9 protein-coding genes and 1 riboswitch are annotated in these 12170 nt (G+C 31.9%); of the genes, 7 read left to right on the plus strand and 2 right to left on the minus strand.

The features are described from left to right. Nucleotides 1-77: 77 nt before the first annotated feature. Both LL038_RS20800 and LL038_RS20805 read right to left on the minus strand, forming a co-directional pair. Nucleotides 78-635, minus strand: a complete 558-nt coding sequence (locus LL038_RS20800; RefSeq protein WP_216125715.1) for a cell wall hydrolase — start codon at nt 633-635, stop codon at nt 78-80. 2 nt (nt 636-637) lie between these two features. Further along, a riboswitch (cyclic di-AMP (ydaO/yuaA leader) is annotated at nt 638-761 on the minus strand. A gap of 74 nt (nt 762-835) precedes the next feature. Beyond that, nucleotides 836-1858: a hypothetical protein gene (locus LL038_RS20805; protein ID WP_216125718.1), complete on the minus strand. Its 1023-nt coding sequence runs from the start codon at nt 1856-1858 to the stop codon at nt 836-838. 235 nt (nt 1859-2093) lie between these two features. Here LL038_RS20805 and cdaA point away from each other — a divergent pair, with 235 nt between their 5' ends. From cdaA to glmS, 7 genes are all read left to right on the plus strand, one after another. After that, complete coding sequence (gene cdaA, locus LL038_RS20810; protein WP_216125720.1) at nt 2094-2939, plus strand: diadenylate cyclase CdaA; 846 nt, start codon at nt 2094-2096, stop codon at nt 2937-2939. After that, nucleotides 2912-4207: a YbbR-like domain-containing protein gene (locus LL038_RS20815; RefSeq protein ID WP_216125722.1), complete on the plus strand. Its 1296-nt coding sequence runs from the start codon at nt 2912-2914 to the stop codon at nt 4205-4207. Before cdaA ends, LL038_RS20815 begins: the two co-directional genes overlap by 28 nt. Next, nucleotides 4188-5786 (plus strand): NAD(P)/FAD-dependent oxidoreductase, encoded by a 1599-nt coding sequence (locus tag LL038_RS20820; protein WP_216125725.1) that lies wholly within the window; start codon nt 4188-4190, stop codon nt 5784-5786. The genes LL038_RS20815 and LL038_RS20820 overlap by 20 nt, the downstream gene beginning before the upstream one ends. A 163-nt stretch (nt 5787-5949) precedes the next feature. After that, a complete protein-coding gene (gene ptb, locus LL038_RS20825) occupies nt 5950-6858 on the plus strand; it encodes a phosphate butyryltransferase (RefSeq protein ID WP_216125728.1) in 909 nt (302 codons plus the stop codon). Nucleotides 6859-6947: 89 nt separating this feature from the next. Next, nucleotides 6948-8018, plus strand: a complete 1071-nt coding sequence (gene buk / locus LL038_RS20830; RefSeq protein WP_216125731.1) for a butyrate kinase — start codon at nt 6948-6950, stop codon at nt 8016-8018. Between the two features lie 314 nt (nt 8019-8332). Next, nucleotides 8333-9682 (plus strand): phosphoglucosamine mutase, encoded by a 1350-nt coding sequence (gene glmM / locus LL038_RS20835; RefSeq protein ID WP_216125734.1) that lies wholly within the window; start codon nt 8333-8335, stop codon nt 9680-9682. A 594-nt stretch (nt 9683-10276) separates the two neighbouring features. Continuing rightward, entirely contained in the window at nt 10277-12103 is a 1827-nt protein-coding gene (gene glmS / locus LL038_RS20840) for a glutamine--fructose-6-phosphate transaminase (isomerizing) (protein ID WP_268055920.1), read from the plus strand. Nucleotides 12104-12170 lie beyond the last annotated feature (67 nt).

A 12170-nucleotide genomic window follows, 5' to 3' on the forward strand; every position in this document is an offset into this window, starting at 1 on the left:
TTATCTAATATAATTAGTAAAACCAGGTAGTTAGCAAAAGTTAACTGTCTGGTTTTAATTTTATGAGCTTTATTTTTTTATTTAACTACAAAAAAAACGTGATTTCCTATAGTCTTTATATTCGTTTTGTTTATACTTTTCATCCACCCTGAAGTAGCTATTTCAGGATTATAATAGAAAACAGCATCATAAGTAGGATCTTTACCCTTTAATGCATCGAGTACTGCAGTGTAACAGGCTGAATCAGGGATAACATTTGATTTGCCATTGTGATATACCTTTCCATTTTCAACACAAGAGAAAGCATTTTTTTGATTAATAACACCGGAAATAGATTTTGGAAAATGGATATCGCTAGCACGATTTAATATAACTGATGCTACTGCAAGTTTGCCACTATCAGGTTCGCCACAACTCTCAGCATATACAACTTGAGACATTAAATAAATATCATTATCGGTAATACAAATTGAGCTATTTGACTTATTAAATACTTCTACTGCCTCTACTTGTTCATTATATAAATCTTTACTCGCTGATCCAAATGAATACAAATGTTCACCACTTACGCTTAAACTTGGAAATGCTAAAAACAATGTTAGCAGCATACATGATAAAAAAGTAAGCTTTTTCATATTTTTTCTCTCCTTTTGCCTACGGAGTTAGCTGACGGGTTCGGGAAAGGTTTAACCTACACAATTAGTGATTCACCCCAGATGCTTGGTTCCTCCGCGTATTTTTTACTTCGGCTAATATAGTATGACCTAGAGTGTGAAAATAATACATTAATATTTTATTATATAACATAAAGCAGTGTAAATTGAATAATATAGACTTATTGATTCTTTAGCTCAGTATAGTATTTAATATAATTAGTATATGAAGTTTCTACGTCGTTAAATAGTGTATTAGACGAAGTATATAAAGTTTCCAATACTTTCGGAGTTAGCGATGCATTTGAAGTTTTGGAATTTTCACTTGTCATAGCAAGTTTGAAATTACTTAAGTAATTTTCATATTTATCTAATAAAATTTTGAAGGATTCATAAGTGGGAATTGCGGAGGTAGGAACAGTTAAAATTTTAAATGTACTTTGAAGATTGGTTAGTTTTGAAAAATCGTCATCAACTAGTTTTGAAAGATTATAATAGGACATCTCCTTTTTTCTCACTTTTATTGTATATGAGTAAAGATTACTTTTAACATTTAAGAAATCAGTTGATAGGCCATCAATATCACTTATAAACTCTTGGTTTTGACGTGACTTAAGAACTGTTTCCTTTTTTATCATTACAGCGGTATCACTGTAATCAAGAATATTATCAATGAAAGTTAAAGAGATTTTTGGCAGTGATATTGAAGTATTATGAACATCTATTAATGAATAAAAATTTATGCAGTCATTTCTAAAAGTTTTAAGATTCTCCATAGACGTTTCTACATCATTTCCAGAAGGATTATTTAAAATTGCTAAAGTCTGTCTATATATTAATAAATTTTTATCTAGGCCAGATTTTAAATTATCGTTATCTTTTTTATATTTAGTAGTAGGCTGTGAATTTAATAAATTAGCCCTAAAGACAGATAAATCATTAATGATTTTAGGTAATTGTTTTTTTGCATAGTCAACATCTATTGTTTTATTGCTATTAAATTGGGATACATTTTTATTGACATCATTTATACCGTTAATGGTGGTTATTAAAGTAGTTTTATAGGAACTATACGCATTAGTTATAGATGAATAATAACAAATCAAGAAAATACATGTGGAGAGCATAATAATTGATAAAAAAAGTATTAGTTTAAAGTTTTTTCTCTTGTTACCAGTATTTATATTATTTTTATTTATACCCAAAATAATTCACTCCTTCATTAATTTCATTATATTCTTATATTAATATGATACATATATTATTCTAGTTAAATTGCAGAATTATACCATTTTAAATTTAAAAGTATTACACATTTAATAGAATGATTTTAAATATATGCTTAATTGTTACAATAAAATTAACTTATAATATATACTAATAAAGCAAAGCATAGTGTATAATTGGAAGTAAGAGTTTTATTAGAGGGGTGTGAGCTTTATGGAAGTATATAAGTTGATTATGAATACGATCAAAAATATAAGTGTATATTCAATTCTAGATATACTAGTGGTGGCTTTTATATTTTACAAAAGTTACATGCTAATGAAGGAAACAAGAGCTATACAGTTATTAAAAGGAATTATTTTTATTTTTGTACTTATTCCAATAAGTCAGTTTCTTAATTTAACAGTATTAAACTGGATATTAAACAAAACAATAACAATTGGGGTTTTAACTATTGTTATCATCTTTCAACCAGAGATAAGAAGAGCTTTAGAGCATATTGGAAGAACGGCTTTTGCTGATAAACACATATTTGAGGATGAAGAGGTAATGGAGAAGGTTATAACTGAAATTGTTAATGCTGTTGAAATACTATCAAAAAGTAAAACAGGCGCACTAATAGTAATAGAACAAAGAACAGGTATTGGGGAAATAATTAAAACAGGAAATACTCTAGATGCAGTAATATCTGCTGCGTTATTAGAAAATATATTTGTAGTTAACACGCCCCTTCATGATGGTGCCACGGTAATTAGAAATGATAGGATAATAGCCGCAGGGTGTTTTCTACCTTTAACTAATAGTGACAAAATAAGTAAAAAATTAGGAACAAGGCATAGAGCAGCAATAGGAGTGACAGAAACTTCAGATGCTTTAACAATAATAGTATCAGAAGAAACAGGAGTTATATCTCTTGCAATGAATGGAAGATTAATGAGAAACTATGACAAGGATAAGCTTAAAAATGTACTTGTTCAAATAATAAAGAGAAGACAAACTAAAAAAGTAACATTAAAGGAGAGAGTAAAGGCATGGATAAAGAACGGAAAGAACAATTAATAATTAAAATTTGCTGCGTAATAGCTGCCTTTGCGCTATGGCTTTTCATAACAGGAACGGAAAATCCGTTGACTGCTTACAAAATTAAAAATATACCTGTAACAATGCTAAATAGTGATGTATTAACTAAATCGAATCTTGTTTTAGTTTCAGGACAAGATTTAACAACATCCCTAAATATTAAAGGAGCTAATACTAGCATACTTCTGGCTATGAAAGCATCTGATTTTACGGTGGTTGCAGATTTAGGCGCATATGCGCTTAAAAGTGGGGAATATAAGATACCTATTCAAATAAAAAAAAGTCCAGATAATATAAATGTGGTAAATAGTGATGGTCTTTTTATAACAATACAGTTAGATGAACTTACTAAGAAAAAATTGCCTATAAATGTAAATGTAAGCGGAAAACCTAAAGAAGGTTTTTACGCATCAAAGCCGGAGCTATCATCAGATTATGCTACGGTATCAGGTGGTTCAAAGGTTATAAGTGAAGTGAAAAAAATAGTAATTGACGAAAATATACAAGGTTTAGAATCAAATACATCAAAAAAATACAAGCTTAAAGCAGTAGATGAATCCGGAAAAGAAATAAAAGAGGTTATTGTAAGTCCGGCTTATATCAATGTTAAAACTCTTGTAAAAAAGACAAAATCTGTAGAGGTTACTGTGAAAACCACAGGGAGTTTAGATCCTAAGTATACGCTAGGAAGTATAAAAGCAATACCCGAGACAGTTGATATAACTGGGAGCTTAGCTGAACTTGATAAATTAAAATACTTAAACACAGAAGCTGTTGATTTAAGTAAAATAACTAAGAGTACAACCATTGAAACAAAGGTTGTAATTCCAAATGGATTAAATTTAGTCGATGGGGATGCTATGGTTAAGGTCCAGGTTAATTTAAGTAGTCCAAATGCAGCAAGTGGGGCAGCTACAACAGAAAAGGTAGACAAGACAATTCAAAAGGATTTAAGTTTGGATATCAAGTACAATAATTTGGGTGAAACTTATGTAGCCACATTAGATAATAATAAGACATCAATATCGGTTTCCGGAGTAGAATCAGTTATTAATAATCTGGATTTAAATAATTTTTCCGCGCAAGTAGATTTAACAGGTTTAACAGAAGGCAAACAAAGCGTGAATGTAATTGTGTCTATACCAAAAGGAGTAACTTTAATATCACACAACCCAGATAAAATAGGAGTAACTATTACGAAAAAGCAAACGGAGGTACCAGTGAGCAATGACAATAAGAGTAAATAACATAACTTTAGATATAGATGAATCAATAGACGATTTAAGGATAAAAGCTGCAAAATTAATGAGAGTTTCTGATAGTGAAATAAAGAAAATTAAAATAGCTAAAGAATCTATAGATGCTAGGAAAAAAAATAATATTAAGTTTAATTATGCCGTTAATATTACAATGGATAATGAAATAAATGTAGTCACAAGAGCAAACAATAAAGATGTTAAGCTTGAAGAAGAAAAATACGAGGCTGAGTTTGAATTTGGAACTAAAAAAATGAATCATAGACCAATAATAGTAGGAATGGGACCAGCAGGAATGTTTGCTGGTATTCTTATGGCGCAAAAGGGATATAAACCTATAATTATCGAAAGAGGAGAAAAGGTAGAGAATAGAACAAAGACCATAAATAAATTTTGGACAAGAGCAGTATTAAATACAGAATCTAATGTGCAGTTTGGCGAAGGTGGAGCAGGGACTTTTTCAGACGGAAAGCTAACTACAAGAATAAAGGACAATAGATGTGATTATATATTAGAAGAATTTGTAAAAGCTGGTGCGCCGGAAGAAATAGTATATATTGGGAAACCTCATATAGGTACAGATGTATTAAAAGACGTTGTGAAGAACATTCGAGAAACTATTATTAAGTTAGGCGGAGAAGTAAGATTTAATAGTAAACTTGAAGATATTAAGATTAAAGATGGAAAACTGCAGAGTCTAATAGTAAACGGAGAAGAAATACCTTGTGATAATTTAATTTTAGCACCGGGGCATAGTTCAAGGGACACTTACGAAATGTTATATAAAAATGGCGTATTTATGTCTAGTAAACCATTTGCAGTTGGAGTTCGAATAGAGCATCCACAAGATATGATTAATGAAAATCAATATGGAAAATATGCAAGCCACCCTAGATTAAAAGCTGCAGATTACAAACTTACTTATAAAAGTGGCAAATTGGGCAGATCAGTATATAGTTTTTGTATGTGTCCAGGAGGAGCCGTAGTGTCCGCAGCATCCGAACAGGGAAAACTTGTGATAAATGGTATGAGTGAGTACAATAGAGATAAAAAAAACGCAAACTCAGCAATAGTGGTATCAGTAGGACCTAAGGACTTCGCTTCAGATAATCCACTCGCTGGCATTGAATTTCAAAGGTATTATGAGGGACTAGCATATAAGATAGGCGGAGAGAACTATAATGCACCAGTGCAATTAGTTGGTGATTTCCTTAAGGGCAATGTTAGTGATAAAATAGGTAGTATAAAGCCAAGTTATACACCTGGTTATAAATTAGCAAACCTTACTAACTGTTTACCGGCATATGTAACAGATGCTATAAAAGAGGCTTTACCTAATTTTGAACATAAAATAAATGGGTTTTCAAGAAATGATGCAATACTTACGGGTATAGAAACAAGAACATCTGCACCAGTAAGAATTGATAGAAATGAAGAGTTTCAAAGTATATCTTTAGAAGGGTTGTACCCAGCAGGAGAAGGCGCTGGATATGCAGGTGGAATAATTTCTGCAGCAGTTGATGGATTAAAAATTGCTGAAAGTATAATGAAAAAATGGAAATCTGTATAATAATTTTTCTAAACTCTTGATTTTTCTTTATGAAGTTTGTTAAAATGGTACAGAAGATAAAAAACGCAAAACAGAAACGATAATACATATCAGGCAAAGATTAAAGTTAATACATAATACAAAATATATAATATAAAATATAAAATCGAGGGAGTGTAATTGAATGAGTAAAACATTTGATAAAATTTTAGACACAGCAAAAGCACAAGGAATGAAAACCGTAGTAGTAGCTGTAGCACAGGATGAACCAGTACTTGAGGCGGTTCGTGATGCTAAGAAAAATGGTATAGCAAATGCAATATTAGTAGGAGATAAAGAAAAGATAATATTTATTGCTAAAAACATAGGTATGGATGCAGCAGAGTTTGAAATTATTGATGAGAAGAATGTTTCAAAAGCAGCATTAACTGCAGTTCAGATTGTATCATCAGGAAAAGCTGATATGCTTATGAAAGGGTTAATTGATACAGCAACATTCTTAAGAGCCGTGTTAAACAAAGAAGTAGGTCTTAGAACTGGGAAACTAATGTCACATGTAGCCGTATTTGAAATACCAGAGTATGATAGACTAATATTTTTAACAGATGTCGCTTTTAATATGTACCCAGAACTAAAAGAAAAAAAGAGTATAATAAACAATTCAGTAGCAGTAGCAAAAGCGTGTGGAGTTGAGCTTCCTAAAGTCGCAGTAGTTTGCGCAGTAGAAGTAGTAAATCCAGGAATGCCAGCAACACTAGATGCAGCAATGTTATCGAAAATGAATGATAGAGGCCAGATAAAAGGTTGTATCGTTGATGGACCTTTATCTCTTGATATTGCAATATCTGAGGAAGCTGCAAATCATAAAAATATACAAAGCCCAGTTGCAGGAAAAGCGGATATTCTTGTAATGCCAAATATTGAAGCAGGAAATTCTATGTATAAATGCTTGAATTACACTACTAAATCTAAAAGTGGTGGATTACTAGTAGGTACTTCTGCTCCTGTTATATTAACTTCTAGAGCTGATACTCCTGAAACAAAATTACATTCTATAGCTCTTGCAGCATTAGTTGCAGAATATAACAAATAAAATTGCCGATTGTTTAGGAACATGAAAATATACTAGCGTATCTATTTGTTATTTATTTAATGTACTTTATAGCACAAAGGAGGAACAATATGTCATATAAATTATTAATAATTAACCCAGGGTCAACATCTACTAAAATAGGTGTATATGAGGATGAAAAGGAAATATTAGAAGAAACATTAAGACATCCATCAGAAGAAATAGATAAATTTAAAGGTATATTTGAACAACTTGATTTCAGAAAAGACGTTATCTTGAATGTTCTTAAGGAAAAGAATTTTGATATTAAAACTTTGGATGCCATAGTAGGCCGAGGTGGAATGTTAAAACCAATTGAAGGCGGCACTTATATTGTAAATGATGCTATGCTTAATGATTTGAAAATTGGAGTACAAGGTCAACATGCTTCTAATTTAGGTGGAATAATTGCAAATGAAATTGCAAAAACTTTAAATATACCAGCATATATCGTTGATCCAACAGTAGTGGATGAAATGGCAGCAGTTGCTAAATTATCAGGAATACCAGATATAGATAGAAAGAGTATTTTCCATGCATTAAATCAAAAAGCAGTAGCTAAAAGGTATGCAAAAGAAAATGGGAAAAAATATGAGGAAATTAATTTAATAGTTGCACATATGGGCGGAGGAGTTACAGTAGGAGCTCATGAGAATGGAAAAGTTATAGATGTTAATAATGGACTCGATGGAGATGGCCCATTTTCACCAGAAAGATCTGGGGGATTACCATCAGGCGATTTAGCTAAGATGTGTTTTAGCGGAAAATACACTTTAGAAGATATAAAGAAAAAGATAAATGGAAAAGGTGGATTTGTTTCTTATCTTAATACTAATGATGTACGAGATGCACTTAAAATGTCACAAGCTGGTGACAAAAAGGCTAAATTAATTATTCAAGCTATGGGATATCAAGTAGCTAAGGAAATTGGAGGCTGCGCAGCTGTTTTATCAGGAAAAGTAGATGCTATAATTTTAACTGGTGGAATAGCTTATGGAGAAGCTGTTGTTAATTATATAACCAAAAGAGTAAAATTCATAGCAGATGTTGTAGTTTACGCAGGTGAAGATGAATTATTAGCACTAGCTCAAGGTGCTATAGGAGTTTTAAGTGGAAAAGAACAGGCAAAAGTTTATAAATAAACAATAACATTGATAATATGACAAAAGGTATGTATTACTAGAGGCTGTTTAAATTCAGTTTAAGTAATACATACTTTTTCTATTATATAGTAAGAAGTTAGGGTGTTTTTACAAATGCCTGGTATTGTAGTATAATTCAAGCTATGTTATACATATTACAAAAACAGTTTTGCCTAATTATGAAATTAAATTAATATTTATAAAAGAATGACAAAGGTGGGCTCTATGAATAAAATACTAACATACTGATTAGTATTTTTTATTTAAGATGCCCTATAGTAAACCTATAGAATATTTGGAAAGAGGTATAAAATATGAGTAGAATGTTTGGTACAGATGGAGTACGAGGGATAGCAAATACAGAATTAACAGGAGAGATTGCATATAAGTTAGGAAGAGCAGGAGCTTTTGTACTAACAGACGGAGCACATAAGCCTAAAATTATAGTTGGAATGGATACAAGAGTCTCAGGAGACATGTTAGAAGCTGCTTTAGTTGCAGGGATTTTATCTGTAGGGGCAGAGGCTATATGCCTTGGAGTGGTTCCAACTCCAGCTGTAGCATATTTAACAAGAAAATATGGAGCAGATGCAGGAATTGTTATTTCAGCTTCTCACAACCCGGTAGAATATAATGGAATAAAGTTCTTTGACAATAATGGATTCAAATTGTCTGATGAATTAGAGGATACAATACAAGCAGTTATAGAAAGTGATTTTAAAGAAGTGCCATCACCAATAGCTGGTGATTTAGGTAAAAAAACAGTTAATGAGAATGCAGTAGTTGATTATATGGAATTTGCTAAATCTACTATTTCAGGCAATTTAAAGGGACTTAAAATAGCATTAGATTGTGCTAATGGTGCTTCATATATAACATCAGTAAAGGCTATTAGATCTCTTGGAGCAGAGGTTTTAGTTATTAATAATGATCCAGATGGTATAAATATAAATAAAGACTGTGGATCAACTCATCCTGAGCATTTAATGGCATTTGTTAAAGAAAATCATTGCGATTTGGGATTAGCTTTTGATGGTGATGCAGATAGATGTTTGGCAGTTGATGAAAAAGGAAATCTTATAAATGGAGATTTTATAATTGCTATTTGTGCAAAACATCTAAAAAGTATTGGAAAATTAACTAAAGACACAGTAGTAGTAACAGTTATGAGCAATTTAGGTCTTGATATTGCAATGAAGCAGGAAAGCATAGCTACAGTTAAAACAAAAGTAGGAGATAGGAATGTTCTTGAGCTAATGCAAAAGGAAGGTTACAGCCTTGGTGGAGAGCAATCTGGACATGTAATTTTCCTCGACTTTAATACTACAGGGGATGGACTTGTATCAGGACTTCAACTAGCAACTGTTATTAAAGAAACGGGGAAGCCATTATCAGAGCTTGCATCAATGATGGTAGAACTCCCACAGGTATTAGTTAATGCAACAGTACCTAATGATAAAAAAGATATCCATGAAACTGATAGTGAAATAGTTGAAGAAATAAAGAAAATAGAAGGAAAATTAGATGGTTGTGGTAGAGTACTTATAAGGCCATCAGGTACAGAACCTTTAGTAAGAGTAATGCTTGAGGGCAAAGTGCAAAGTGAATTGGATAAAATGGCACATTCTCTTGCGAAACTTATTCAAGAAAAAGCAAACGCATAGAAAGTATTAAAATTTAGTTAACTTGTTATTAAAAGTATTGACGTTTAGAGCATAGAACGAATATAATAGACTGAAAGCTTATGTGTAAGGTTCATAAGTTTTCAGTCTATTTATTTAATTAATACAGTGAAATGCTGAATATTTTGATAGAGGAGGATAGAGGAGAATAAGTTATTTTAAAGCGCCAGAACTCATAATGAGAATAATTATGAGTTGACGAGGATGGGGAGTATCGAATCTTCGGCGGATGCCCCGCGGTAGCGCACTACCGTTAATGATTGATAAAAGCGAGAAGTGATTTTCGTGACAAGATCAATCTGGTGTTAAAACCTTTATAAATATTACGATGCCAATAGGCAATATGCATCGTCTTTGGGTGACAAGTAGTATCTAAAGGGGATGAACAGCGCCTATTTGCGATGAATTAATTAAGTATGATATTCATCTATGATTATAATTATGTAATGCGAATTGCTTCATATAATAAAGTTATGTGTAGGGCAATAGCAGTACTATTTTAATAATTATGAATAAAATGGATGAGAAATATGCTTAATTGGTTTGCAAAAAATTAAATTTAAGGGGAAGATAAATATGTGCGGAATAGTTGGATATTTTGGAATAAAAGAGGCTCAAACAATATTGATTGATGGGCTTAGAAAATTAGAATATAGAGGATACGATTCAGCAGGAGTCGCAATTATAGATAATGGAGTTTTAAGTGTTACTAAATGCAAAGGAAGACTTGCAAATTTAGAAGCTGAATTATTAGAATCTCCACTTAAAGGTCATGTTGGAATAGGTCATACAAGATGGGCTACTCATGGTAAGCCATCAGATGAAAATTCACACCCACACACTAATGAGAAAGGAACTATTAGTGTAGTTCATAATGGAATTATTGAGAACTATATCCATTTAAGAGAATGGCTAATGGCAAAAGGATATAAATTTGTATCTGAAACTGATACAGAAGTTATACCACATCTTATAGATTTTTATTACAAAGGAAACATTGTTGAAGCTGTAAAGAAGGCTACTATGAAAATGGAAGGTAGCTATGCAATAGCAGTATTATGCAGTGATGAACCAGATAAATTGATAGCAGTAAGAAAAGATAGTCCATTAATTGTAGGACTTGGAGAAAATGAATTTTATGTAGCATCTGATATACCAGCAGTACTAAATCATACAAGAGAAATATATTTATTAGAAGATAATGAATTTGTTGTTATCTCGAATGATGGCATAAAGCTTGAAGATATAGAGGGCGACATTATAAATAAAGAAGTTTTCCATGTAACTTGGGATGCAGCTGCAGCTGAAAAAGGTGGATATGAACACTTTATGATTAAAGAAATCCATGAACAGCCAAAGGCAATCAGAGATACAATGACTTCAAGAATAGTTCTTGGACAGCCGATAACTTTAGATGATATAAATATAACTAAAGAACAAATTAAAAAATTAGATAAAATATATATTGTAGCATGCGGAACTGCATACCATGCAGGGGCTGTAGGTAAATATGTTATAGAAAAACTTGCAAGAATACCAGTAGAACTTGATATAGCGTCAGAATTTAAATACAGGGATCCAATAATTGATAAAAACACATTAATGATAGTTATTAGTCAATCAGGAGAAACTGCAGATACTATGTCAGCATTAAGACTTGCAAAGGAAAAAGGAGCAAGAGTAATAGCTGTAACTAATGTTGTTGGTAGTGCGGCTTCAAGAGAAGCAGATGATGTACTATACACATGGGCAGGACCAGAAATAGCTGTTGCATCTACTAAAGCTTACGCAACTCAGCTTATAGCAATGTATATAATTGCTCTATTCTTTGCTCAAAATAAGGAAACTTTAAGTATGGATAAGATTGAAGAAATTAAAGCAGCGATGCTAGAACTTCCAGAAAAAGCAGAAGAAATGCTTAAAGACAAAGAAACTATACAAAAGTTTACAGCAAAAACTTATATGCATAAGGATATGTTCTTCATAGGACGTGGGCTTGATTATGCAGTTGCACTAGAAGGTTCATTAAAACTAAAAGAAGTATCTTATATCCACTCAGATGCATATGCCGCAGGAGAGCTTAAACATGGGGCAATAGCACTTATGGAAGAAGGAACTATAGTTATAGCATTAGCTACTCAAGAAGAGCTATTTGGTAAGATGGTAAGTAATATGCGTGAACTATCGACTAGGGGAGCAAAAGTATATGCTTTCGCACCAAAAGGTCATACTGAAATTGAAAAATCAGTTCATGCTGTAACTTATGTACCAAAAGTATTGGATATATTAGCACCAGTAATATCAGTAATTCCACTACAATTATTAGCATATTACATGGCAATTCAAAAGGGTTGCGACGTTGATAAGCCAAGAAATCTTGCTAAATCAGTAACTGTTGAATAAAAGAAAAGGTAACATGTACATGGTTATGTAAACAAACATTAAACCTTGTACAATAATGTTAAAGCCG

The organism is Clostridium estertheticum, from assembly GCF_026650985.1.
In the GTDB taxonomy this organism is placed as follows: Bacteria; Bacillota; Clostridia; order Clostridiales; family Clostridiaceae; genus Clostridium_AD; species Clostridium_AD estertheticum_C.